Consider the following 22,149-nt stretch of genomic DNA (forward strand, 5'->3'; position numbering starts at 1 on the left):
CCGAGGCTATTGCCGCAGCAAATTTCTGAGCTTGATGGTTTGAGCGATTCCTTCCTTCCCCGGAAAGATCGTGCCGTGATGTATTCCCATCAGGATCAAATCTTGGAGTGCGGTTCTGCATTCTGATCTCGGTATTTCCAATCTGACCAATGCGGAGCCCAAATTGACTGCCCTGCTGGTCAAATATTCCTCCAGTGACCCTTCATTCGTTTTCAGGAATGTGAACAGCCCAAATTGATTGCCCAACCGATTGTTCTCATGGTCCTGCACCGAGATGATTTGCAGCTGTCCTCCCGGGGCCTTTGCTTCGACCTCACCCCTATTGAGCACCCAGATCGCGACGTTACCGCCTCCATCCCTCTGCTCGAAAAGAAACCATGAGAATGCAAAGTAGGCAGCAACATACGGGCTAAATGACCAATCAAGGAGCCTGGTCGGCAATCCGTGATGTTGCGCCATGGCGAGCACGCGGGGATCATCGAATGAATAGCGCCATGCAGAATAACGTTCGCACTCCTCGTAAAACTCCGTGATCAGTTCTTTCGCGAGCCTGTCCCTGTTTGCCGCCTGCTTGTCGGAATATGTCCGGTCGAATGAAGATTTCAGCGGCCAGTTTGCATTGCCTTGACCTCGAAAAATGTACCGCTTGTAGACGTCATAATCGTGAGCCCCGGGGAGTTCATCCCGAATGCCGTGCTTGAACTGGTCCCAAGTCTGGAAAACGCGAACTCTAAACCCGCGCGCAAACGCTTCGGTCGTTGTTCGCGCTGCCAAACTCGCTCTTTTACCCGCCCGTCTCGCCAAGGTTGCGCCTCCTGACTGACCTGATCCAGATTAGGCCGCGCCACGAAAAGTTGCAAATTTGACGTTTATCAACCGCGCAGCGGATCGACAGCGCGGATTGGCGTTGGAGCAATTCCTCCTTTCGCGGGGGGCATAACGGTGGGTGACGCTGTGGGCCTTCGTTTGTGAGAGCTTTGGCGGACGCCGCCCGGCTAACCCACCCTACACCGCTGACCCTTCGGGCAGGAAATCAGAAAAATTTCCTTTGAACCTGCCCGCCCTTCCGATGACTTATCAGTGTCAAGGCGCGACAGCCCGGAGGGCTTTCGGATGGCCTATTTCAAGTACATACCGTACGAGCGATTCGCGAATTATCGCGAAGGGAAGATTCGTTTCACGCAGCCCGGCGCATTCAACGATCCCTTCGAAATGCCGGCGTTCAAGGCGAGGGATGCGGAAGCTGCGCGGCTCGCAGGCCTGGCCGGACTTTCGACCCAGACCGGCGAAATCCAGGCCGGCCTCACGCAGGGCCGTATCCCGGAAGCTGCATTCACCCTGCCGATCTTCTATTTCATGGGCATGATGCCGCAGCAGCGCCAGGAAAAGGCCATCCCCTCTGCCGATGCCGTGGAGAAGCTGAGAACGATCGACCAGAAGTTCGGCATCCTGTCGCTCTCGATGACGGCGGACAATCTGCTGCTGTGGGCGCATTACGCCAATGAACATCGTGGGCTCGCGGTGGAAATCGATCCCGGCAACAGAGAATTCAACAGCCGCGCCAGCGATGACAACTTCCAGCTCGCCGAGCGCGTCAAATATTCCGCGATGCGCCCGAAAATTCCGGAGACCGAGGAAATCCTGTTCGAGCATTTCTTCGTCAAGAGCCGCGAATGGTCCTACGAGCAGGAATACCGGATCGTCCGCAACCTCAAATCATCGATCGAGAAGAAAGAGGGCGAGCCTCCGATCCATCTCTATGCCTTGCCGCCCGCGGCGATCCGCAAGGTCATTTTCGGATATCGGGTCACCACCGATCAAGCGCGTGCGCTGATCGCCGCGACCAAAGCCGATCCGGCCTTTGGACATGTCGCGTACGCCAAGGCGGTGCTCGACCCCGGCCAGTTCAAAATCCTGATCCGCGATTACGAGGAAACGCCGGAGCGACCGAACGTCGAGGTCGTGGATCTCCAGGGAAATGTCGCCCGACCCTGAAGCGAACCGCAGGTCATCCCATTCCCGTTGAACCTTGCTCCCTCCCCCGACACCAACCTTAGCCGGGCATCAACGCCCTTTTGCCTCCGCAAATTGCATTGCGGAGCGCAGTTTTTTGACCCCTCAGGAGAACCCTTTCCCATGCGTCGTTTGTCCCTTTTCGCTGCCGCCGCCGTCTTTGCCGTTTCTGCACTCGCGGCGTCCAGCCCTGCGGAAGCCGCCTATCATCTGATCCGCTGGGAGGACTCCGGCTTCTGCCAGATCTGGGACGAGAACGTCCCGACCTCGCCCTGGCCGACCAACTACACCATCGTCAGCGAACAGCTTCTGACCTTCGGCGATGCGCTGGTCTACAAGGACGGGTTGCTGCGCAGCGGCATGTGCGCGTTCTGATTTTTGGAAGCACTGAAAACAAAGGCCGGCGGCTTTTCCCGCCGGCCTTTTTGTGCGCGCCGTTTGAACCAATCACGATTTGGCCACACTCAACCAATGCCCGGCCTATTCTGATGCGGGCGCCGCCTCCCAACCTTCCCCCCGCGGAGGCCGGCCAGACTTTTCCCAACAGGAGCTACTCGATGCGTATTTTCGCCCTTTGCGCCGCCGCCGGCGTTGCCTTGTCTGCGCTTGCCGTGACCGGCTCGGCCAATGCCGCGCCCTTCCACCTCATCAAGTGGAGCGGCAACGATCTCTGCCAGATCTGGGACAATGGCGTTCCGACCCAGCCCTTCCCGGCCAACTACACGGCCATCAGCAAGCCGGTGCCGAGCTTCGACGCCGCAATGGCCGTCAAGACCGGCCTGATGAAGAAGGGCGTCTGCAAGCTCTGAGCGATTTTCGCTTGTTATGAGCGGCCGGTGAGCACATTCTCGCCGGCCTTTTCATTTTGGGGGCATCATGCTGACGCTCTACTCCTATCCCACGCTGTTCGGCGTCGCCGACAACAACGGCTATGGCCTGAAAGTGTTCGCGTTTCTGCGGCTGGCCGGCGTGCCCTTCACGCATGAGCACATCTTCGATGCCTCGAAGGCGCCGCGCGGGCAACTACCCTATATCGTCAACGGTGAAGATACGGTCGGCGACAGCGAAACGATTTTGGCCTATCTCACACAGAAATACCGGCTGACGATCGACGCGCAGCTTTCGAAGGCCGAGCGCACGACCAACTTGCTGGTCACGCGCACGCTCGACGATCTCTACTGGGTGATGTCCTATTCGCGCTGGAAGGACGAGCGCTACTGGCTCCTGTTCCGCGATGCGCTGCTGCGCGAGCACCCGAGCCTGACCGTGGATGGTCTTGCGAAGGCGAAGGAGTTCAACGCCCAGCGCTATTACTACCAGGGCATCGGCCGGTTCGATCCCGATGCCGCGATGGCGCGTGGCCTCTCCGATCTGCGTGCGATCGCCGATTTGATTCCCGCGCAGGGCTATGTGCACGGCGAACAGCCGACCAGCATCGACGCGGCGATCTATGGCTTCATCGCAAATATCTATTATTACGACATCGATACACCGCTGAAGCAGTTCGTGGTGGCGCATGACAACATCGTGCGGCATTGCCGCGCGATCCATGATGCGGTGAAGAGCACGTAGTGAAATCGTAGGATGGGTAGAGCGCAGGCGAAACCCATCGCGGCAACCATGTGGAATGTGATGGGTTTCGCTTCGCTCTACCCATCCTACGAGTGCTAATGCGCTTTCATCAGTGCGTCGCGCGCGGCGGCAAGCTCCAGGAATGCGCGCTCGCTGCCGCCGCCGTCCGGATGCGCCGTCTTGGCGGCGCGCTTGAAGGCGCGATGGATCTCGGTGGCGGCAAGGTGCCGGCCGAACGGTAGCCCCAGCAACTGGCGATAGCGCTCCTCCAGTGTCATCGGCTTTGGCTCGCTGCCGCGCCTGCCGAACTGCGGCGCGGTCAGCGTGTTCAAAACCTCCAGCACGATGCCGAGCCGGCGCCGCGCGATCAGCCTTGCCTCGCCATCCGCCCATCTGGACGTCGCATTGCGCAGGCTCGGCATCGACTGCATCGCGGCGAGCCGCAGGGTCGGGTTCTCGCTGGCGCCTGATATCGACGTCACCAGCCGCACGACCTCGTGCCAGTCGGGCGTATCCGCCGCGAAAAACCGCTCGGCGGAAAGCTTCCAGTCCTTCAGTTGCTGATCCATGGCCATGACCCCGAACGGATAACAGCTCAAACGGAATACCAGCACCGCGCTCGCCTGTATCACATTCCAGATCGGGAAATTTTGATTTAGCCTGATGTCTCCAATTAAAATCAAAATGCGAGGAAATGCCCATGCCGCTGCTTGAAAACCACATCGCCGTCGTCACCGGCGCCGGCTCCGGAATCGGCCGCGCGATCGCCGCCGGCTATGCCCGCGAGGGCGCGCGCGTGGTGGTGCTCGACGTCAACCAGCCGACGGCCGCCGAGACGGCGCAGGCCATCCTCAATGCCGGCGGCAAGGCCGAGAGCTTTGCGCTCGATGTGACCAAGCGCGGCGACTGCATCGCGATGGCCAGGCAGGTGGCCGACAAGGTCGGGCCGGTCTCGATCCTCGTCAACAATGCCGGCATCGCGCGGCGCAACGGCATGCTCGGGGAGAACGAGGCCGTCATCAAGGACTGGGAAGACATCATCGCGATCAATCTCTCGGGCGTGTTCAACGTGACGCATGCGTTCCTGGCGCCGCTGCGCGCGAGCAAGGGCCGCATCGTCAATATCGGCTCGATCCAGTCCTTCCTGCATCTGAAGACGCCGAGTTCGCCGGCCTATACCGCCTCGAAACACGGCGTGCTCGGCTTCACCAAGGCGCTCGCCGCCGAGCTCGGCAGGGACGGCGTGCGCGTCAATGCGATCGGCCCGGGCTTTATCGAGACGCCGCTAAACGAAAAGGTGCGCGCGTCCAATCCGGAGCTGGCAAAGACGTTTGTCGCGCATACGCCGCTCGGCCGCGCCGGCAAGGCCGAAGACATCGTGGGGCCCGCAATCTTCCTCGCCTCCGATCTTGCCGCCTATGTGACGGGTACGATCCTGATGGTCGACGGCGGGTATCTCACAGTGTGAGCCGTGTCATCTAGTTGTTAATCGATCTGCCTCGTGCTGTGCCTGCAATTGAAGCTGTCATGCAGGGCCGATAAAACGGCCTGACATTTTTCGTTGGAGTTTTTCAGGTGGCAGACGAAACGATCAGGCAGGGACGGTCGGGACCACAGGGGCCGCGCGGAAAGCCCGGCGAGCCCGGACGTGCGGGCCCGCAAGGTCATCCCGGCAAGCGCGGGCCCGATGGCGCGCGCGGCAAAGCCGGCCCGCCCGGACCGCCGGGTAAGCCCGGTGTTCAGGGCAAGGCTGGCTCGCAAGGCGCGCGCGGCGAACAGGGGGCGCGTGGCGAGGCCGGACCGCAGGGACCTGCCGGACCGCAAGGCGAACCGGGACCGCCCGGCCAATTGCCGTCGATCGAGCAGGTGATGCCATGGCTGCATCTGATCTTCGATGCCTGGGAAGATCACCGCCGGATGCGCGAGCGCGAAGCCGCCGAGCGCGCCGCGCAGGAAGCGGCCGCGCTGGAGGCCGCCGAATTCGACGATGACGATGACGATGATGATGACGACGATCGCAAGAAGAAGAAAAAGCACAAGCATAAACACAAGGACAAGGATGACGACTAATCCTTGAAGCAGCTTCAGGCGCAAACCTCCCGGACCGGAGTGCGCCTGAAGCTATTATTTGGCAGTCGTGCCCTGGGGATTTTCACGCGCAAGCATGCCCATGCGGCGAAACTGCCAGCACATCAGGCGATACCAGAGATAACCGGCGGCCGCACCGCAGATCGCCAGGATGACGATGTTGGCGGGTCCGAAATCTCCGCTCCACCAGATCATCCAGCCGGTCCACAGAACAGCGAAGGCGATCGAGCCCCATTTCAGGCGGGTGATGGCATCGGCGATCGAATTCATGGCGCGTCTCCACGGCCGGGAAAATCTCCGAGATCATGGGCGCCGCCGCATCGCTGCACCGTGAGATGCATCACATGCGCAAAGTCATCCAAACCGAGCCCGCGAGCGTTCCCTCGCCTTCTCCGCTTCGACGTCGCGGTCGCGCGGCGGCGCATTGGTTTGCAACGAAGCCAGCAGACGCCGGGCACTGTCCGAGACTTCGGAGACGGCGCGGTTGAACGCCTCGGCATTGGCTTGCGAGGGCGAATTGAAACCGGACAGTTTTCGCACGAACTGCAACGCCGAGGCGTGGATTTCGGCATGGGTTGCCGGCGGCTCGAAATTGAACAGCGTCTTGATGTTGCGGCACATGATCTTCTCCTGGTTCCCGGGCGCAGCACTTTGCCTGAGGACGAACGGCGGATGCGAAATCCGACACCCGCGCAGCATCTTGGCACAGGATGTGCGACGAAGGCCAACGACAAGCGGTTCGGCAATCTCGTGACGACGAAATGAGTGCGTGTTAGGCTTGCTGCAAGCGGCCCGGCAAAGCGGCTGCATTCGGGGAGACCAGCCATGAAGTTTTCAGCCGCCGCGCTGTCGGCCGCCTTCATCCTCACCTCATTCGCCGCCGGCGCCGCGGATTATCCCGCGCCGAAACAGGGCGAGTGGATCGCAAAGGATTTCAAATTCCACACCGGCGAGACGATGGGTGAGTTGCGACTGCACTACACCACTGTCGGGGAGCCGACCGGCCAGCCGGTGCTGGTGCTGCACGGCTCCGGCGGCTCCGCAGCCAGCATGCTGACACCGGGGTTTGCGGGTGAATTGTTCGGCGCCGGCCAGGCGCTCGATGCCACAAAATATTACATCATCATCCCCGACGGCATCGGCCACGGCAAATCATCAAAGCCGTCCGACGGCATGAAGACCGCGTTTCCAAAGTACAATTACGAAGACATGGTCGACGCGCAGTATCGCCTCGTGAAGGAAGGCCTCGGCATCAAGCATCTGCGGCTGGTGATGGGCAATTCGATGGGCGGCATGCATAGCTGGATCTGGGGCACAAAGTATCCGAATGAGATGGACGCGCTGGCGCCGATGGCGGCGCAGCCGACCGCGATGGCTTCGCGCAACTGGATGCTGCGGCGGATGATGCTGGAGACCATCCGCAACGATCCCGACTATGTCAGCGGCAATTACGTCACCCAGCCGCGCATGATGAAATATGCGATTCAGGCCTTTGGGCTCGCAACGTCAGGCGGCACGTTGGCCTGGCAGGCACAGGCGCCGACGGCCGAGAAAGCGGACAAGATCGTGGACGATCGTCTGGCGGCACCGGTCACCGCCGACGCCAATGATTTCATCTGGCAGTGGGAAGCCTCGCGCGATTACGATCCTTCGCCCGGCCTCGAGAAGATCGCGGCAACAACGCTCCTGATCAATGCCGCCGACGACGAACGCAATCCGCCGGAGACCGGGATCACCGAAGCGGCGATGAAGCGCGTGAAGAACGGAAAGCTCTATCTGATCCCGGCAAGCCCGCAGACGCGCGGCCATGGCACCACCGGAGCGGCATCGTTCTACACGCAGCCGCTGCGCGAATTGCTACAGAGCGCGCCGCAGAAAACGATGTGAATTTCCGCGGCGGATTTTGCATCGCATCAAGGGCGATTGAAATATCGCTCATTATTTGAGCGTGCATCCGCGCGCGGGCTCGGGCCTAATCGCGTCCAACGAGATTCGGCGCGCAGCGCTCATGCGGCGCAAGACCGGCCACGCGGAGGATCGCATGCAAAGACTTGCGCAAGCCGGGTTGCTTGCAGGCCTGATGGCGCTCGGGAGCACCGCATTCGCGATCGACAACGGCCAGTACGATCACGTGCCGCCCGAGATCCGGGCCTGGTTCAAGAGCGTGATCGCGCCGAACGGCGTGCCTTGCTGCGACATATCGGACGGCCACCGCACGGAATATGACGTGCGCAACGGCGCCTATTGGGTGCCCATCGAAGGGACCTGGATGATGGTGCCGGAGCGCGCCGTGATCCGCGACCGCGGCAATCCGGTCGGCGAAGCCGTGGTCTGGTACGTGCACCATCGCGGCAGCATCATCATCAACTGCTTCGTGCCGGCCGATGCGGCTTAGACCGTCTCAAGGTGACGGTTCCGTGACGCGGTGATAGTGTTCGCCGACACAGCGCCGGAGAAAGCCCGTGACCGATCTTGCCGCCAGCGACCTCGCCGCAATCTATGCAAAGCCGACACCGCGCGTCATCGCAAAAGCGCGCCCGGAGATCGATGTTCATTCGAAAAAATTCATCGAGATGTCGCCGTTCTGCGTGCTCGCCACGTCGGGCTCCGACGGCAGCGTCGATGCCTCGCCGCGCGGCGGCAATCCCGGCTTCGTGCATGTCGCCGGACCCAACGAGCTCTTCATGCCCGACCGCTCCGGCAATAACCGCATCGACAGCTTTCGCAACATCGTCGAGGGCACCGGTCTGCTGCAACTGATCTTCTTCGTGCCCGGCATCGATGAGACGCTGCGCGTCGGCGGCAAGGGCACGCTCACCACCGACCCAGCGTTAATGAATTCGATGATCGAATTCGGCAAGCCGCCGCGTGCGGTACTACGGATCGAGGTCGGGGAAGCCTATTTCCACTGCGGCAAGGCGCTGATGCGCTCAAAGCTCTGGACGGCGCAGCGCGTCGAACGCAGCGTGATGCCGAGCATCGGCGAGGTCATCCACGACCAGACCGGGCTTGGCGAACGGGAAAGCCAGGAAGCGATCTACGAGCGCTACAAGACGCAATTGTAGGACCGTTCAACACCGGCCGTCATACCCCGCGAAGGCGGGGTATCCAGTACGCCGCGGCTTCTCAGATCGCTCGCTGATCTCTCTGGAATACTGGATCGCCCGCCTTCGCGGGCGATGACGACTGCATGTGGTGGCGTGAGTGCGCCCGCTCAGTCCTCGGCCTCGAGATGGCCGACATGCTTCTGCGTGTAGAGTTCCAGCCCGATGCGCTGGATCAGGTCGAGCTGGGTTTCGAGGAAGTCGATGTGGTGTTCCTCGTCCTTCATCAGGCTCTCGAACAGGTCGCGCGAGACATAATCCTTGACGCCGTGGCAGTAGGTCGCCGCTTCCTGGTAGAGGTTGCGCGCGCTGTGCTCGGCGGCGAGATCGCACTCGATGATCTCCCTGACGTTCTGGCCGATCCGCAGGGGATCGAGTACCTGCATGTTCGGGAAACCGTCGAGGAACAGGATGCGGGCAGTGAACTTGTCCGCGTGCTCCATCTCCTCGATGCTTTCCTTGCGCCAGACCTTGGCCATGTCCAGCAGACCCCAATTGTCCAGGATCCGGTAGTGCAGCCAGTATTGGTTGATGGCGGTGAGCTCGTGACGCAGGCCCCGGTTCAGATAGTCGACGACTTTGGGATCGCCCTGCATGATTTCACTCCGGAGTTTGCGCCGGCTCGGCGCCGGCCAGAAACTAATTTAGAATACTTCTAAATCAGATTCCGGGCAGGAGCAACCCTCCTGCGGCAATTGGCGAAAGGCGCGGGAAAATCAGCCGGTTTCAGAGATTTTCAGGATGCGGCGAGGGCGAACTCGGCGTGGCCGAAATGCTCGTCGGCCCGGTTGTCCTCGGCCCGGTTGTCTTCATCGTCTTGGGCATGGCTGTGCGGGCAGCCGGCACAGCAGGCCTTGGCGCAGGGACCGAGCGCCTCCTCGATGATGGTCTTGATGGTTCGCGCGCAGCGGCCGCATTCGGCGCTGCAACCGAGGCAGCCATAGAGCTGCTTGGCATTACGCGGCAGATCTCCGGCCGCTTGAACGGCGCTGCGGACATCATGGTCGCTCAGGACATTACAGGAACAGACGATCATGAAGCTCGGCAGGGCCCAACAGTGATGCTTACCCATCGATATGGAAGCCGCCTTGCCGATGCAAAGGGAAAAACTGCGTTTTGAAGCAATTCCAAACTGAAGCCCGACCTAAACTAGAACGACTCTAAAAGAGTCGGACAGCCGCAAACGGGGAGCTAATCGCCGCCGCCTCCACCGCCGCCACCACCACCATCTCCGCCGTCGCCACCGCCGCTGCTACTGGAATCGCTGGAGGAGCCTGAGTCGTGCGACGAGGAGCTGTGGCCGCCAAGCCAACTGGAAAGGCTCCAGCCATCGCCACCACCGCCGGTGCCGCTCGCAAAGCCGCTGTCGGTGGCGCCGTCATAAGCGGAACGCCGGGCCGCCGGCCGCTGGCTTCCGAGGCGCGTCATCATCCAAAAGACGATCGCCGAGACAATTCCGGCCGTAACAAGGAACCAAGCCATCGGGTTCATCGCCTAATCCTCTCTGGCAGACTGCTCCCAACCCTACAAATGGAGGGCATCTGCTTTTCCGCAAATTCGTCGCTCAAGCAGGCTAGCCCGTTCATTGAAGGTTCAAGCGGAATATGGAACCTTTGGCGAGGACAGCCGCTCCGCTGTCGCTTTTGCTCCACGGGAAAGGTGAAGCCATGAAGAAGACCCTGATGGCAGGCGTTGCCGTCGCTACTTTGGCTGTTTCGGCTGTGGCGGTGCCCGCCCCGGCCCAGGCGCAGCGCGGCGTTGCCGCCGGCGTCGCGGCAGGCTTGATCGGCGGCGCCATTGTTGGCGGCGCGATCGCCTCGCAAAATCCCTACTATTACGGACCCGGCTATTACGGTCCGGGATACGGCTATTACGGCGGCGGCCCAGCCTATGTCGCCGAGCCGGGTTACGACTGCGGCTGGGAGCGCCAGCGGTTTTGGGATGGCTACGCTTGGCGGGTCCGCAACGTGCGCGTCTGCTACTGATCCGTTCACCTTCATTAATTCGGCATGGCGCCCCGGGAAACCGCTGGTTTTCCGGGGCGCCTTGCGTAAGGGGCCATAAAAAACCGCTTTTTTCCGGCCACTAGCGACCGCCGTTTACTTTCGGTTGACCGTTCTGCGCTTCCCTTTTGCGAGACGGCCAATCTGAAGACAACGTGCGAGCTAAACCCGGCGCCGGCGGGCGCCACTCCAGGAGAGTTCAAGACATGAAGAAGACACTTGCCGCCCTGGTGGCGGTCGCAACGGTTGCCGGTTCGCTCACCGCGACGCCCGCCAGCGCGGGGGGCCGCGGGGTTGCCGCGGGCGTGGCAGCCGGCCTGATCGGCGGCGCGATCATCGGCGGCGCGATTGCCTCCAGCCGCCCGGCCTATGCCGCACCGGCGCCGGTCTATGTGGACGAAGGCCCCTACCCGGCCTGCCATATGGTCCGCGAGCGGTTCTGGGACGGCTACGCCTGGCGCTTCCGCCGCGTCGAGGTCTGCGACTGATCTCAAGCCGCAGCGGCGCTTTCTTACAAACCCGGCCGAGACCATCGGCCGGGTTTTTGTTTTCGTCCTCGTCCTCGGGCTTCGTTTTCCTCATCCTGAGGAGCGGCCACTTGGCCGCGTCTCGAAGGATGAAGGCCCGGCTGTGGCCTCATGGTTCGAGACGCGCCAACGGGTCCGCGCGAAGCGCGGCCCGATGATAAACTCCGACGCGCTCCTCACCGTGAGGAGCGCACAGTTCTCTCAGCGTCCCGCGCTCATCGCGCGCAGCACGGCTTCGCTCGGCCAGCAATCGACCTTCAGCCCGGCGGATTTCTGGTATGCGCCGAGCGCCGAACGGGTCAGCATGCCGGCCTTGCCGTCGAGCTTGTCCTTGTAGAGGCCGATGCGCGTCAGATGCCGCTGCATCGCCTCGACCGAGGCGGTACGCAATTGCGTCGAGGCCGACCATGGCGTTGCGAAGGGTTGCGGGCTCGTCATGCGGTCGGCGAGATGACCGACGAACAGGACATAGAGATCCGAGAAATTGTATTCCTTGATGACGAAGTAGTTCTTCGTCGTCAGGAATGACGGGCCATAGATGCCTTCCACCTGAAGCAGCGACGCCGGCTGCGCCTGTTCGGAGGCGCTCAGCTTTAGTCCGCGCACCGGGACGAAACCTGCGCGCAGCCATTCGCCGATCGGCTTCTGAACTTCAGGCACGCCCATGGTGCAGTCGACATTGTCGGGCGCACGCACCTCATAGGCCCAGCGCAGGCCCGGCTGCCAGCCCTTGTTGACGAGTTGCTTCGCCGCGGAAGCGAGCGCATCCGGCACCGAATGCCAGATGTCGATCTTGCCGTCGCCGTCGAAATCGACGCCGTGCTTGTAGTATTCCGACGGCAGGAATTGCGTGAGGCCTGTGGCGCCGGCCCAGGAAGAGCGGAATTCCTTGCGCGTCACCGCGCCCTCGCCGAGGATCTTCAGCGCGAGGATGAACTCGCCGCGATATTGATCCTTGCGGCGGCCGACATAGGCCTGCGTCGCCACCACGCGCAGCGTGTCATAGGGCAGCGAATAACGGCCGTAATCGGTTTCGCGGCCCCAGATCGCCAGCACGATGGTGGCGGGCACGCCGAACTGCTTTTCGATTTGATCGAGCGCCGCGCGATGCTTTTGCATCAGCCGCTGCCCCTCGCCCGCCAGCCGCGCGATCGAGGCTTCCTTGATGTAGTCCTGCGGCACCTGCACGAATTCGGCCTGTGACGGCGCGCCGGTGGCGGGGCGTCCCGGCAGGATCAGGTCAGGCAGCTTGTAGTCGGGCTCGAGGCCGCGCGTCTCGCGGTCAAAAGTCTCGCGCGAGACGCCGGCGGCCTGCGCCTCCGGCCAGAGCGAAGCAATGAACTGCGTGAAGGCGGCGTCAGCGGCGCGGGCGGGCGATGCGCCGAAGGCGATCGTCATCGATACGGCTACGGCTATTGCATGCTTACGCAGACCCATAGCCCGATCGATCCCTCAGTGCTCGGCGGCGCGCTTGGCCTCGTCCTGCGCGATGTTCGAGATGCGGTCGACATAGGCGATGCCGATCGCCGACAGGATGAAGACGGTATGGATGATCGTCTGCCACATCACGCCGGTTTCGGTGTAGTTGGTCTTGCCCGATGTCAATGCGCCCGCTTCGATAAAGGTCCGCAGCAGGTGAATCGACGAAATACCGATGATGGCCATCGCGAGCTTGATCTTCAGCACGCTGGCGTTGACATGGCTGAGCCACTCCGGCTCGTCGGGATGCCCCTGAAGGTTGAGGCGGGAGACGAAGGTCTCGTAGCCGCCGACGATCACCATCACGAGCAGGTTCGAGATCATCACCACGTCGATCAGCCCGAGCACCGCCAGCATGATCTGCTGCTCGCTGAAATCGACGGCGTGGGTGAACAGGTGCCAGAGTTCCTTGACGAACAAAACGACATAAATGGCCTGCGCCACGATCAGCCCGACATAGAGCGGCAATTGCAGCCAGCGCGAGCCGAAGATCAGCATCGGGATGGGACCGAGAGGCTTGGTCCTCTTCGGCAAGCGCGATTCGATCGTGGCGGACATTTGGAGAGACTCGCGAAAGGGTTTGGTTGAGGATGCCCCTATCTACGCAATCTCGGCAAGCCGAGAAGTGACAACTGGCCGCAGCCATCCGCCATAAAGTTGTCGGATGGCGGCGCGGTCAGGATGCCGGAATCAGCGCGTCAGCTTCTTGTACTTCACGCGGTGCGGCATGATGCTGTCCTGGCCCAGCCGGCGCATCTTGTCTTTTTCGTAATCCTGGAAATTGCCCTCGAACCATTCGACATGGCTGTCGCCTTCGAAGGCCAGGATATGCGTGGCGATGCGGTCGAGGAACCAGCGATCGTGGCTGATGATGACGGCGCAGCCGGCAAAATCCTCCAGCGCCTCTTCCAGCGCGCGCAAGGTATCGACGTCGAGGTCGTTGGTCGGTTCGTCCAGCAGCAGCACGTTGGCGCCGGACTTGAGCATCTTGGCCAGATGCACGCGGTTGCGCTCACCGCCGGAGAGCGCGCCAACCTTCTTCTGCTGGTCGGCGCCCTTGAAGTTGAAGGCCGAGCAATAGCCGCGCGAATTGACTTCCTTCTTGCCGAGCAGGATCAGCTCGTTGTTGCCGGAGATTTCCTCCCACACGGTCTTCTTGCCGTCGAGCGCGTCGCGCGACTGGTCGACATAGCCGAGATGCACGCTCTCGCCGACGGTGATGGTGCCTTTGTCCGGCTTTTCCTGGCTGGTGATCATGCGGAACAGCGTGGTCTTGCCGGCGCCGTTGGCGCCGATCACGCCGACAATGCCGCCGGGCGGCAGCTTGAAGGTGAGGTCATCGATCAGCACGCGATCGCCATAGCCTTTGCTAAGGCCCTCGAAATCGACGACGTTCTGACCGAGCCGCTCGGCAACCGGGATGATGATCTGCGCGGTCGTGGTCTGCTTCTCGCTGGCTTGCTTGAGCAGCTCCTCGTAGCGCTGATAGCGCGCCTTGGACTTGGCCTGGCGCGCCTTGGGCGAGGACGCGATCCATTCCTGCTCGCGCGCCAGCGTGCGCTGATGGGCGGCCTCCTCGCGGCCTTCCTGCTCCAGGCGCTTCTGCTTCTGCACCAGCCAGGAGGAATAGTTGCCCTCATAGGGAATGCCGCGGCCGCGGTCGAGCTCGAGGATCCAGCCGGTGACGTTGTCGAGGAAGTAGCGGTCGTGGGTCACGATCAGGATCGCGCCGGGATAGTTGCGCAGATGGCCTTCCAGCCATGATACGGATTCCGCGTCGAGATGGTTGGTCGGCTCGTCCAGCAGCAACAGTTCCGGCTGGTCGAGCAGCAGGCGACACAGCGCGACGCGGCGGCGTTCACCGCCCGATAGTTTTGTGACGTCGGAATCGTCGGGCGGGCAGCGCAGCGCGTCCATCGCCTGGTCGACCTTGCTGTCGAGATCCCACAGGCCCTGCGCCTCGATCTCGTCCTGCAATTTGGTCATCTCGTCGGCGGTCTCGTCGGAATAGTTCACCGCCAGCTCATTGTAGCGGTCGAGAATCGCCTTCTGCTTGGCGACGCCCTCCATGACGTTCTCGCGCACGGTCTTGCTCGGATCGAGCTGCGGCTCCTGTTCGAGATAGCCGACGCGGGCGCCCTCGGCGACCCAGGCTTCGCCCGTGTACTCCTTGTCGAGGCCGGCCATGATCTTCAGCAGGGTCGACTTGCCGGAGCCGTTGACGCCGAGCACGCCGATCTTGGCGTCGGGGTAGAAGGACAGATGGATGTTATCCAGCACCTTCCGGGTCGGGTAGCTCTTGGTCAGACCCTGCATGAAATAGACGAATTGGCGCGCCATCGCGATCCCTTGGAAAGTGTTGGATTTATCGGAAATTTTGCTGCCGCTCACATAGCGGCGCGGGGACGAAAGGGCAACCGGGGGAACCCGTTTTCCCTTTCTTCACCACGGATGAATACGGGATGGTCACCATGTGTGCGCGGGCACACCCTTTGTGTGCCCTGGATCACGACAAATGAAACCAACTTTTAATAAATCGGGCGAAAACTCGTTTTCAGCGCGACAAAAAGCGTGATCAAGGCGGCAAAAGCCGCGACGAACACACCGGGCCTTGCGTCATGGCTATGATCGATTCCGCAACCCTTCATGTCCCGGCCGTCAGCCGCGCCGCGAAGGCCATTGCCGAATTCAAGGCCTTCTGGCGCGCCTTCTTCCTCAGGGCGTTCGACCCGTACCGGCCGGAACTGCACTATATGCGCGGCCCCGGTCCCGCCTGGCGCGCCAAGCATACGACGCCTTCGTCCCACTGAAGGCCGGCTATCTAACCCGACATAGCTGGTGATGCTTCCCGGACGCTTGCGCGGGCCCCGAAGGCGCGCGACCATGGCGGCCCTTCCCGGACGGCACGCTCGAAGCGCCGTCACCCCTACCTGATCGGACCTCCCCATGACGCGGCTGCGCTGTGCAATCCCGGACGACTATTTTGACATCGCTCTCTCGGTGGCGGACTGGTCGACAATCCGCGACCGCGTCGACATCACCGTGTTCAAGGAGCCGTTTGCGAACGAGGCGGCGGCCGCGGATATGCTGAAGGATTTCGAGATCATCTGCGCGATGCGCGAGCGGACGGCGTTTCCGCGCTCGCTGTTCGAGGCGCTGCCGAAGCTGAAGCTCTTGATCACGTCGGGCATGCGTAATGCTTCGATCGACTCTGAAGCGGCCAAGGACCGCAACGTAGTCTATTGCGGCACCCAATATACCCGCGACCCGACCGCGCCGCTGACCATGGGCCTGATCCTGGAGCTGACCCGCGGCATCGGCCGCGAGAACGCGCGCATGCATGCCGGCGAGCCCTGGCAGGTCTTTGCCGGCACCGAGATCGAAGGCAAGACGCTTGGCGTCGTCGGCCTCGGCAAGCTCGGCAGCAAGATCGCCGGCCTCGCAAGAGCGTTCGGCATGAACGTGATCGCGTGGAGTCCGAACCTGACGCCGGAAAAATGCAAGGAAGCCGGCGTCGGCTATGCCAGCAAGGAAGAGCTGTTTTCAACTGCCGACATCGTCACCATTCATGTGGTGCTGAGCCAGCGCTCGCGCGGCCTGGTCGGTGCCGCCGATCTCGCGCGGATGAAGCCGACGGCGTATCTGGTCAACACCGCGCGCGGGCCGATCGTCGACGAGGACGCGCTGCTCGAGGTGCTGAAGCAGAAGAAGATCGCCGGCGCGGGCGTCGATGTCTTTTCGGTCGAACCGCTTCCGGTCGACCATCCCTTCCGCAAGCTCGACAACCTCGTGCTGACGCCGCATCTCGGCTACGCGACCAAGGAAAGCCTCGGCATCCACTACAGCCAGATGGTCGAGTGCATCGACGCCTTCACCAAAGGCGGCGAGCCGCCGCGGCGGCTGGCGTGAGTTAGGCGGGCGGCGCAGGCTTCTCAAAATATCGAAAACAACCCCATGCACAGTAGCCGATTACCGCCGAGGGGGCCCGGTCGCGGTATTTGACACGTCGGGCAAATCAGGGGCATTGCGTCACCATCGCAATCCGTCAGCGCCACCCGCAACAACTTCACGGGCATCCCGCGCAGGCTGGCGCGAGATCGCCGCTCAAGCTGCGATCCTGCGCTCGACCGGTTGCCTTGCGGCCTCGGCAAATCCCCGCCGCCAGGACGGATATGCCGGCTGCCAGCCGAGCTCCTGCTTGGCCCTGTCGTTCGAGGCTGCGCGGACCTGCGTCATCATCGAGACCATGTGCTCGCCGGCGAGCAGCCGGCCGACCCAGGCCGGGATGTGGATCGGTGGCTTCGCGCCGAGGATCCCGGCCAGTGCCGGGAGCCACTCGCTGACCGGCGCCGGATCGTCATCGACAATGTTGTAGATCTCGCGGGGCCTGCCGCGCTCGATCGCCGCCACGGCCGCGGAGGCGGCATCATCGACATGCACGAACGACCACCAGCCGGCCCCGGTGCCGATCAGCGGCACGCGCCGATGGCGCACCTCATCGGTCATGGCGCGTGAAAACATCCCGGTGCCGGGCCCATAGAACGATCCGTAACGCAGCACGACGCCTTCGGGCTCCATCGATGTGGTTACGGTCTGCTCGAGATAGCGCAGCGCGTTCAGCGTTCGCCGCAGCTCGCGCGGCGGATCAGGATCGGGCGCGTCGGTCCCGGTTTCGATCGCGTCGCTGTCCCGACCGAAAGTCCAGCCGCAAAAACTCTGCGCGATGAAGCGCTTTGCGCCGGCCTCGCGCGCGGCGGCCAGCAGATGGTCGGTCCCGTCGGTGCGCAGGCGGTTGGTGTTGGCAAACGCCCGGTCGAAATGCCGCAAATCCGTCGCGGTGGCCAGATCGGTCATTTGATCGATGACGACGTCCGGTCTTGCCGAAATGACGGCGGCACGGACCGCCCGCGCGTTGAGGCCATCGGCCACCACGGGTTCCGCGCCGGCCCGCCGGATGGCGCCGGCCTTTTCCGGCGAACGCGTCATGCCGATGACGGAATGGCCGGCGTCAACCAATGCAGGAACAAGCGAGCGCCCGACGGCACCGGTCGCGCCGGCAACGAAAATGCGCATGCGAACCTCCCGGTTTTCTGGAACTGCGGCTTGGGGCCGACCAAGGTAATTCCCGATGCGCACAAAAGGTTGCTTAGGGCGGCGGAAACGCGATGAGGCGGTTATTTGCCGGCGCGAAACGCCCTGATCTGGTCGACTGCATTCTCGATCTTCAGATCGAGATAGATTTTTCCAAGTTCAGCGGAGGCCAGCGCCGGCGTGCCCTGCACGCCGGTCTGCTCGCTGGCAGCGGCGATCTGGTCCTTGCGGATCCATTTTTCGGCATCGAGGAACATGACTGCGGATGTATCCGAAATGCCGGCATGCAATTCCTTGCTCGTGATGCCGCGCTTCGCCAGCACCTCGTCGAACTGCTTGTCCGCCCTGGTATAGAGATCGCCGACATAGAGCACGCGGGCGCCGCTTCCTTTTGCGAGCGCGCTGAGCGCCTGCGCGACGCGCGCCATTTCTTCCTGGCCGCCGCCATGGTCACCCATCAAGGCGACGAGCTTGAACCCCGCCGCCAGTGCGCTCTGCGCGACGTTGCGCACCACGCCGGAGAACACGTCGGACTGTAGCGTCACCGAGCCGGGAAAGCGCATATGCGCGGTCCTGGCAGTGGCATCGCCGGTGATGGCGAAGGGAATGACGGGATAGACCAGGGCGTCGCCGAGCTTGGCGGCGATCTGCTCGGCGCAATAGCGGGCGATGAAATTGTGCTTACCGATCGCCATGTGCGGGCCGTTCTGCTCGCTGCTGCCGACGAAGATGATCGCGGTGCTTTTTCCGGCGGCGATGGCGTCGCGCACTTCCGGCCAGGTCAGATCGTCGATCCAGACTGAACGCGTCTGCGCGGTGGCGGGCAGCGCCGCGGCCAGGAAGATGGCGCTCGCCACCACCATCCATTGCAATGTTTTCACAGGGCGCCCTCCGGCCGATGGAATCGCCGCCAGCATAGGCGAGGCATCCCGGGCGCTCAAACTCCTCGCCGCTCCAGCACCCAGCGAAAGGCGCGGCGCAGCTCCGCAGAGCCGTCGCGCTCGTAGCAGCGGCCGTGCGCGAGAATGATCCGTTCCGGATTCCAGCGGATCAATTGTCCGACGGCCTCCTTCAGCGCTGCGTTGTCTCGCGAAAAGCTCACCCGCATATCGCGCGGCGTGCTGCCATCGGGATCGCGAACCCCGCCGATCCAGGTGAGAAGCCGCATGGCGTAACCCAGCTTGTGCGGCTCGAAATTCTCGATCAGGTCGGTCAGCACAAGTGTGCGCGAGGCGCGATGGAAGAACACGACTTCGGTCATGTAGCTTCCCTCGATCGGCAGCGTCGCGATCCCGTCATCCCAGGGATAGCCGGATTGCCGGTCAAGCGCCGCGCAGGCGAAATCCAGCCGGCCACCGGCCTGCTGCTTCACTTTCGGCGCAAGATGGATTTCCGCATCGGGCCAGGCCGCACGCCAATCCGGAATCCACCAATAATGCAGCCGGTTGGGCCCGACGATCCATCGCGGCGTTCCTATGGCTGCAATTGCGGATTTGAGCTCGGGTACGATCGGCGTCGGCGAGTGGACGAAAAGGTTTTCCCCGGCGAGGCGGATGATCGTCGCCCGCGTGGAAAACGGCGCCTTGAACCAGCCGACGCCAAAGCGAATGACGGGGCCGTCGATAATCCAGACGTCGCGGGCGACGGGCTTGAGGGTGTTAAGCGGCGGATAGGTCAGATGCGCATCGCGAGGCATGGCTGCTGTCAACGCGCGCCGCGCGAAGGTCGTTGCAGTCCGCTCAAACGCGAAAGGCGCGCAGATGCGCGCCTTTGCAGTGAATTCGCCGAAACGTGATTACCGGATCGTCGTCGCGGGCGGCAGCGGCGGCACCACGGTTGGTCCCGTGCCGGGCACCGGGGCCGCAGCCTGGGCCTGCGGCGGGGCAGCAGTCGCAGGACCAGCCGGCGGCGGCGCCGCGGATGCGGTCGCGACCCCCGGCGGCGGGCCGCCGGGCATCACCACGACGCGGGTGCCAACCTTGGTGCGCTCGAACAGGTCGGAGACGTCCTCATTCAGCATGCCGATGCAGCCCGACGAGACGAACTTGCCGATGGTCGAAGGCTGGTTGGTGCCGTGAATGCGGTAGACGGTCGAGCCGAGATACATCGCGCGCGCACCGAGCGGATTGCCGGGGCCGCCGGCCATGAAGCGCGGCAGATAGGGCTGGCGCTCGATCATCTCGCTCGGCGGGTACCAGTCCGGCCACTCGGTCTTCTTGGTGATCTTCTGCACGCCGGTCCAGGTAAAGCCCTCGCGACCGACACGGACGCCGTAACGCATCGCGCGGCCGTTGCCGAGCACGTAATAAAGATAGGTGTTCGGTGTATCGACGACGATGGTGCCGGCCGGCTCCTTGGTGGGGAAGGCCACTTCGGTGCGGCGCAGATGCGGCGGCAGTTGCACGGGCGCAGCATCCGGCTGCTCTTCCGGCGGCAGCGCGGACAGCACGATCGGCTTGCCGTCGGCGCCGACCTGCGGCTGCGGCGACTGCTGCTGAGGCACCGCGCCGGTGACGGTGGGCGGCGCCATGCCGACCGCGCCGGGCGGACGCGGGAAGTCTTCGTTCGAATTGACGCCGCCGAGGCCGGGCATGCGGCCATCGCCCGGGGCGGTCGCGGGCGGACGGTCGGCATAGATCACCGGCGGCGGGCCGGCGGGACGGCCATAGCGGGGATCGTCGGGCGACAGGATCGGACCGGTGGGCACGCCGGAATAAACCGGGCGGCCATCCGGACGCTGCTGGTAATCGGGACGCGCGTAGCGCGGATCGGTCGGCGACAGGATCGGGCCGGGCGGCGGCAACGCGGTCGCGCTTTGCCCGTTCGGCGCCTCGTCGTCTTCCAGATCATCGAAGTCGGGCGCCGGACGGCGGCGCTCATCGACGATATAGCCGCCCGGCGGATAAGGCGGCGCGGCCGAATAGACTGAACCTGGAGGCGGCGGATAGCCCTGCTGAGCCTGTGCAAGCGAGGTTTCCGCCACGGCGAGGGCCGCGACGGCGGAGGCCGTCAGAATGCTTTTGATCATCATCGCTCTTGTATAGTCCCCAAGCCACACCGGACCGTTAACGGCTGATGGCGGAAGATAGCGGCACATTCAAGACAAATCCGCGAAATCCGGCCCAGTTCGGGCATTTTGTAGTTCCCCCGGAAAGACCCGGATAGCTCAGATGAACGGCCGAGCGGCGCGACGTTTCGGCACGGATCAAGCGTTTTCGGACGCAACTTTTGTAAGAACCAGATCGGGCGCATTTGCTGTATTCTGGATTCAGCCTGATTCGCGGCGGCGAAGGGGGCTAATTTCAGTGGTCACCGCGTTCCCATAGAGCCCCAACACGCCTGCCCAAAGGCGGAACTCGAGCGCATGCTCCCCGGCTTTCGTTTTCTCCTCGCCGCGATCGTGCTCACCATGTCGGTCCTGATCTTCGGATTGGGCGCGGCGGCACTGTTGCGTGCCTCGCACGAACAATTCGCCAATAGCCCGGCGCGGCGGACGCTGCCTGAGCCGGTCTTCGCCCAGCAGCAGCCCGTGTTCCCACAGCCAACCGAACCGCCGGCTGCGACGCTGGCGATGCTGCGCATCGAGCCGCCGGTCGTGGAGAAGGCGCCGGAGGCGTCACCGCCAACTGCGATCGCGCCTCCTGCCGAGCCAGCGCCTGAAGCGGTGCCGATGCCGCCGGTCGAGACCGAACGTCTCGCCGCGTTGAAGGTCGATGACCCCGTGCCGGCCGAGGCAGTGAAGCCGGAGCCTGCTGCGAAGCCGGAAGTGCCTGCTGCGAAACCGGAAGTCGCTGCCGGGCCGGAGCCGGCACTGGCAGCGGAAACGTCACCGCCAGCGGAAACCGCGCCGGTAGAAGCTGCGCCAGTCCAGACCGAACCGCCGGCCGCTGCCGAGGAAACCAAGGTTGCGGCGATCCAGGAAGCTGTGCCGCCCGCCCCGGCCGAAGCCGTTCCCGCTGAACCCGCACCCGCGATCATGCCGCCGGCATCCGAGAACACGCCAGCGCCAATCACGACCGCGGCGCTCGGCACTCCTGCCAGCACTGTCGCGGAGCTGGCGTCGGCCAAGCCGAAGAGCGCGGAGGCGGACAAGGCCGCTGCCCGGAAACGGCTGCGGGCGCAGCGGGCGAAGGAGCGCCGCCGGCTGGCTGCCCTGCGGGCACGGCAGGCGCGGCAAGCGGCCGCCATTCAGCAACAAGCGACGCCGTCCGATCCGTTCGCGGTGCAGCCGACGATCACGACGGCAACGACCCGCAGGCGCTGACGCCCGTG

The 22,149-nt window shown here is 63.3% G+C and carries 28 protein-coding genes; 14 read left to right on the forward strand and 14 right to left on the reverse strand.

From position 1 onward, the window contains the following. Nucleotides 1-6: 6 nt before the first annotated feature. Nucleotides 7-804, reverse strand: coding sequence for an FRG domain-containing protein (locus tag JQ628_RS15815; RefSeq protein WP_212223547.1), 798 nt, complete (start codon nt 802-804; stop codon nt 7-9). Nucleotides 805-1,113: 309 nt separating this feature from the next. Between JQ628_RS15815 and JQ628_RS15820 the strand changes: the two genes are divergently transcribed. From JQ628_RS15820 to JQ628_RS15835, 4 genes are all read left to right on the forward strand, one after another. Continuing rightward, entirely contained in the window at nt 1,114-1,995 is an 882-nt protein-coding gene (locus JQ628_RS15820; protein WP_212223548.1) for a DUF2971 domain-containing protein, read from the forward strand. Nucleotides 1,996-2,136: 141 nt separating this feature from the next. Beyond that, entirely contained in the window at nt 2,137-2,388 is a 252-nt protein-coding gene (locus JQ628_RS15825; protein ID WP_212223549.1) for a hypothetical protein, read from the forward strand. Nucleotides 2,389-2,570: 182 nt separating this feature from the next. Continuing rightward, on the forward strand, nt 2,571-2,822 hold the full coding sequence (locus tag JQ628_RS15830) for a hypothetical protein (protein WP_212223550.1): 252 nt from the start codon (nt 2,571-2,573) through the stop codon (nt 2,820-2,822). A 67-nt stretch (nt 2,823-2,889) separates the two neighbouring features. Continuing rightward, nucleotides 2,890-3,585 carry a glutathione S-transferase family protein gene (locus JQ628_RS15835; RefSeq protein WP_212223551.1) on the forward strand — a complete coding sequence of 232 codons (696 nt, stop codon included), beginning with the start codon at nt 2,890-2,892 and terminating at the stop codon, nt 3,583-3,585. Between the two features lie 95 nt (nt 3,586-3,680). On the opposite strand, the gene JQ628_RS15840 is transcribed toward JQ628_RS15835, so the two are convergent. After that, nucleotides 3,681-4,154, reverse strand: coding sequence for a hypothetical protein (locus JQ628_RS15840; RefSeq protein ID WP_212223553.1), 474 nt, complete (start codon nt 4,152-4,154; stop codon nt 3,681-3,683). A gap of 131 nt (nt 4,155-4,285) precedes the next feature. On the opposite strand from JQ628_RS15840, the gene JQ628_RS15845 reads away from it, so the two are divergent. Both JQ628_RS15845 and JQ628_RS15850 read left to right on the forward strand, forming a co-directional pair. Further along, complete coding sequence (locus tag JQ628_RS15845) at nt 4,286-5,053, forward strand: SDR family NAD(P)-dependent oxidoreductase (protein WP_212223555.1); 768 nt, start codon at nt 4,286-4,288, stop codon at nt 5,051-5,053. Between the two features lie 107 nt (nt 5,054-5,160). After that, nucleotides 5,161-5,655: a collagen-like protein gene (locus JQ628_RS15850; protein ID WP_212223557.1), complete on the forward strand. Its 495-nt coding sequence runs from the start codon at nt 5,161-5,163 to the stop codon at nt 5,653-5,655. A 54-nt stretch (nt 5,656-5,709) separates the two neighbouring features. Here the strand turns inward: JQ628_RS15850 and JQ628_RS15855 are convergent, their stop codons facing one another. Both JQ628_RS15855 and JQ628_RS15860 read right to left on the reverse strand, forming a co-directional pair. Continuing rightward, nucleotides 5,710-5,943, reverse strand: a complete 234-nt coding sequence (locus JQ628_RS15855) for a hypothetical protein (RefSeq protein WP_212223559.1) — start codon at nt 5,941-5,943, stop codon at nt 5,710-5,712. A gap of 84 nt (nt 5,944-6,027) precedes the next feature. Continuing rightward, on the reverse strand, nt 6,028-6,294 hold the full coding sequence (locus JQ628_RS15860; protein WP_212223561.1) for a DUF2277 domain-containing protein: 267 nt from the start codon (nt 6,292-6,294) through the stop codon (nt 6,028-6,030). A 204-nt stretch (nt 6,295-6,498) separates the two neighbouring features. On the opposite strand from JQ628_RS15860, the gene JQ628_RS15865 reads away from it, so the two are divergent. From JQ628_RS15865 to JQ628_RS15875, 3 genes are all read left to right on the forward strand, one after another. Then, complete coding sequence (locus JQ628_RS15865) at nt 6,499-7,560, forward strand: alpha/beta fold hydrolase (protein ID WP_212223563.1); 1,062 nt, start codon at nt 6,499-6,501, stop codon at nt 7,558-7,560. Nucleotides 7,561-7,714: 154 nt separating this feature from the next. Next, nucleotides 7,715-8,068, forward strand: coding sequence for a hypothetical protein (locus JQ628_RS15870; RefSeq protein WP_212223565.1), 354 nt, complete (start codon nt 7,715-7,717; stop codon nt 8,066-8,068). A gap of 67 nt (nt 8,069-8,135) precedes the next feature. Further along, entirely contained in the window at nt 8,136-8,738 is a 603-nt protein-coding gene (locus JQ628_RS15875) for an MSMEG_1061 family FMN-dependent PPOX-type flavoprotein (RefSeq protein WP_212223567.1), read from the forward strand. A 149-nt stretch (nt 8,739-8,887) separates the two neighbouring features. Here the strand turns inward: JQ628_RS15875 and bfr are convergent, their stop codons facing one another. The 3 genes from bfr to JQ628_RS15890 all read right to left on the reverse strand — a co-directional run bounded on the left by bfr (nt 8,888) and on the right by JQ628_RS15890 (nt 10,268). Beyond that, on the reverse strand, nt 8,888-9,373 hold the full coding sequence (gene bfr, locus JQ628_RS15880) for a bacterioferritin (protein WP_212223568.1): 486 nt from the start codon (nt 9,371-9,373) through the stop codon (nt 8,888-8,890). 140 nt (nt 9,374-9,513) lie between these two features. Then, nucleotides 9,514-9,813 carry a (2Fe-2S)-binding protein gene (locus tag JQ628_RS15885; RefSeq protein WP_212223569.1) on the reverse strand — a complete coding sequence of 100 codons (300 nt, stop codon included), beginning with the start codon at nt 9,811-9,813 and terminating at the stop codon, nt 9,514-9,516. Between the two features lie 155 nt (nt 9,814-9,968). Continuing rightward, nucleotides 9,969-10,268, reverse strand: coding sequence for a hypothetical protein (locus tag JQ628_RS15890; RefSeq protein WP_212223570.1), 300 nt, complete (start codon nt 10,266-10,268; stop codon nt 9,969-9,971). A gap of 176 nt (nt 10,269-10,444) precedes the next feature. On the opposite strand from JQ628_RS15890, the gene JQ628_RS15895 reads away from it, so the two are divergent. Continuing rightward, nucleotides 10,445-10,762 (forward strand): hypothetical protein, encoded by a 318-nt coding sequence (locus JQ628_RS15895; protein WP_212223571.1) that lies wholly within the window; start codon nt 10,445-10,447, stop codon nt 10,760-10,762. Nucleotides 10,763-10,986: 224 nt separating this feature from the next. After that, nucleotides 10,987-11,268, forward strand: coding sequence for a hypothetical protein (locus JQ628_RS15900; protein ID WP_212223572.1), 282 nt, complete (start codon nt 10,987-10,989; stop codon nt 11,266-11,268). Between the two features lie 240 nt (nt 11,269-11,508). Here JQ628_RS15900 and JQ628_RS15905 read toward each other — a convergent pair whose 3' ends face one another. The 3 genes from JQ628_RS15905 to ettA form a co-directional block, all read right to left on the reverse strand. Next, a complete protein-coding gene (locus JQ628_RS15905) occupies nt 11,509-12,705 on the reverse strand; it encodes a lytic murein transglycosylase (protein WP_212223573.1) in 1,197 nt (398 codons plus the stop codon). A 54-nt stretch (nt 12,706-12,759) separates the two neighbouring features. Then, the gene (locus JQ628_RS15910; RefSeq protein WP_212223575.1) at nt 12,760-13,344 is read right to left on the reverse strand and encodes a TIGR00645 family protein; all 585 of its coding nucleotides are present in this window, start codon (nt 13,342-13,344) and stop codon (nt 12,760-12,762) included. Between the two features lie 132 nt (nt 13,345-13,476). Next, nucleotides 13,477-15,126 carry an energy-dependent translational throttle protein EttA gene (ettA, locus tag JQ628_RS15915; RefSeq protein WP_212223576.1) on the reverse strand — a complete coding sequence of 550 codons (1,650 nt, stop codon included), beginning with the start codon at nt 15,124-15,126 and terminating at the stop codon, nt 13,477-13,479. Between the two features lie 278 nt (nt 15,127-15,404). On the opposite strand from ettA, the gene JQ628_RS15920 reads away from it, so the two are divergent. Next, a complete protein-coding gene (locus JQ628_RS15920) occupies nt 15,405-15,596 on the forward strand; it encodes a hypothetical protein (RefSeq protein ID WP_212223578.1) in 192 nt (63 codons plus the stop codon). A 136-nt stretch (nt 15,597-15,732) separates the two neighbouring features. Continuing rightward, entirely contained in the window at nt 15,733-16,695 is a 963-nt protein-coding gene (locus JQ628_RS15925) for a D-2-hydroxyacid dehydrogenase family protein (protein ID WP_212223579.1), read from the forward strand. Between the two features lie 195 nt (nt 16,696-16,890). On the opposite strand, the gene JQ628_RS15930 is transcribed toward JQ628_RS15925, so the two are convergent. From JQ628_RS15930 to JQ628_RS15945, 4 genes are all read right to left on the reverse strand, one after another. After that, entirely contained in the window at nt 16,891-17,859 is a 969-nt protein-coding gene (locus JQ628_RS15930) for an NAD-dependent epimerase/dehydratase family protein (protein ID WP_212223580.1), read from the reverse strand. Between the two features lie 101 nt (nt 17,860-17,960). Further along, on the reverse strand, nt 17,961-18,758 hold the full coding sequence (locus JQ628_RS15935) for a creatininase family protein (protein WP_212223581.1): 798 nt from the start codon (nt 18,756-18,758) through the stop codon (nt 17,961-17,963). A gap of 56 nt (nt 18,759-18,814) precedes the next feature. Continuing rightward, nucleotides 18,815-19,573 (reverse strand): DUF4336 domain-containing protein, encoded by a 759-nt coding sequence (locus JQ628_RS15940; protein WP_212223582.1) that lies wholly within the window; start codon nt 19,571-19,573, stop codon nt 18,815-18,817. Nucleotides 19,574-19,672: 99 nt separating this feature from the next. Next, a complete protein-coding gene (locus tag JQ628_RS15945) occupies nt 19,673-20,908 on the reverse strand; it encodes a L,D-transpeptidase (RefSeq protein WP_212223583.1) in 1,236 nt (411 codons plus the stop codon). A 333-nt stretch (nt 20,909-21,241) separates the two neighbouring features. On the opposite strand from JQ628_RS15945, the gene JQ628_RS15950 reads away from it, so the two are divergent. Beyond that, on the forward strand, nt 21,242-22,141 hold the full coding sequence (locus tag JQ628_RS15950) for a hypothetical protein (RefSeq protein WP_212223584.1): 900 nt from the start codon (nt 21,242-21,244) through the stop codon (nt 22,139-22,141). The last annotated feature ends 8 nt before the right edge of the window (nt 22,142-22,149 follow it).

The organism is Bradyrhizobium lablabi, assembly GCF_018129385.1.
GTDB classification, from domain to species: domain Bacteria; phylum Pseudomonadota; class Alphaproteobacteria; order Rhizobiales; family Xanthobacteraceae; genus Bradyrhizobium; species Bradyrhizobium lablabi_C.

Coding starts and splice junctions, on each gene's coding strand:
- JQ628_RS15820 (WP_212223548.1), top strand. CDS start 1,114: ATGGCCTATTTCAAGTACATACCGTACGAGCGATTCGCGAATTATCGC.
- JQ628_RS15825 (WP_212223549.1), top strand. CDS start 2,137: ATGCGTCGTTTGTCCCTTTTCGCTGCCGCCGCCGTCTTTGCCGTTTCT.
- JQ628_RS15830 (WP_212223550.1), top strand. CDS start 2,571: ATGCGTATTTTCGCCCTTTGCGCCGCCGCCGGCGTTGCCTTGTCTGCG.
- JQ628_RS15835 (WP_212223551.1), top strand. CDS start 2,890: ATGCTGACGCTCTACTCCTATCCCACGCTGTTCGGCGTCGCCGACAAC.
- JQ628_RS15840 (WP_212223553.1), bottom strand. CDS start 4,154: ATGGATCAGCAACTGAAGGACTGGAAGCTTTCCGCCGAGCGGTTTTTC.
- JQ628_RS15845 (WP_212223555.1), top strand. CDS start 4,286: ATGCCGCTGCTTGAAAACCACATCGCCGTCGTCACCGGCGCCGGCTCC.
- JQ628_RS15855 (WP_212223559.1), bottom strand. CDS start 5,943: ATGAATTCGATCGCCGATGCCATCACCCGCCTGAAATGGGGCTCGATC.
- JQ628_RS15860 (WP_212223561.1), bottom strand. CDS start 6,294: ATGTGCCGCAACATCAAGACGCTGTTCAATTTCGAGCCGCCGGCAACC.
- JQ628_RS15865 (WP_212223563.1), top strand. CDS start 6,499: ATGAAGTTTTCAGCCGCCGCGCTGTCGGCCGCCTTCATCCTCACCTCA.
- JQ628_RS15870 (WP_212223565.1), top strand. CDS start 7,715: ATGCAAAGACTTGCGCAAGCCGGGTTGCTTGCAGGCCTGATGGCGCTC.
- bfr (WP_212223568.1), bottom strand. CDS start 9,373: ATGCAGGGCGATCCCAAAGTCGTCGACTATCTGAACCGGGGCCTGCGT.
- JQ628_RS15885 (WP_212223569.1), bottom strand. CDS start 9,813: ATGATCGTCTGTTCCTGTAATGTCCTGAGCGACCATGATGTCCGCAGC.
- JQ628_RS15890 (WP_212223570.1), bottom strand. CDS start 10,268: ATGAACCCGATGGCTTGGTTCCTTGTTACGGCCGGAATTGTCTCGGCG.
- JQ628_RS15895 (WP_212223571.1), top strand. CDS start 10,445: ATGAAGAAGACCCTGATGGCAGGCGTTGCCGTCGCTACTTTGGCTGTT.
- JQ628_RS15900 (WP_212223572.1), top strand. CDS start 10,987: ATGAAGAAGACACTTGCCGCCCTGGTGGCGGTCGCAACGGTTGCCGGT.
- JQ628_RS15905 (WP_212223573.1), bottom strand. CDS start 12,705: ATGACGATCGCCTTCGGCGCATCGCCCGCCCGCGCCGCTGACGCCGCC.
- JQ628_RS15910 (WP_212223575.1), bottom strand. CDS start 13,344: ATGTCCGCCACGATCGAATCGCGCTTGCCGAAGAGGACCAAGCCTCTC.
- ettA (WP_212223576.1), bottom strand. CDS start 15,126: ATGGCGCGCCAATTCGTCTATTTCATGCAGGGTCTGACCAAGAGCTAC.
- JQ628_RS15920 (WP_212223578.1), top strand. CDS start 15,405: ATGGCTATGATCGATTCCGCAACCCTTCATGTCCCGGCCGTCAGCCGC.
- JQ628_RS15925 (WP_212223579.1), top strand. CDS start 15,733: ATGACGCGGCTGCGCTGTGCAATCCCGGACGACTATTTTGACATCGCT.
- JQ628_RS15930 (WP_212223580.1), bottom strand. CDS start 17,859: ATGCGCATTTTCGTTGCCGGCGCGACCGGTGCCGTCGGGCGCTCGCTT.
- JQ628_RS15940 (WP_212223582.1), bottom strand. CDS start 19,573: ATGCCTCGCGATGCGCATCTGACCTATCCGCCGCTTAACACCCTCAAG.
- JQ628_RS15945 (WP_212223583.1), bottom strand. CDS start 20,908: ATGATGATCAAAAGCATTCTGACGGCCTCCGCCGTCGCGGCCCTCGCC.
- JQ628_RS15950 (WP_212223584.1), top strand. CDS start 21,242: ATGCTCCCCGGCTTTCGTTTTCTCCTCGCCGCGATCGTGCTCACCATG.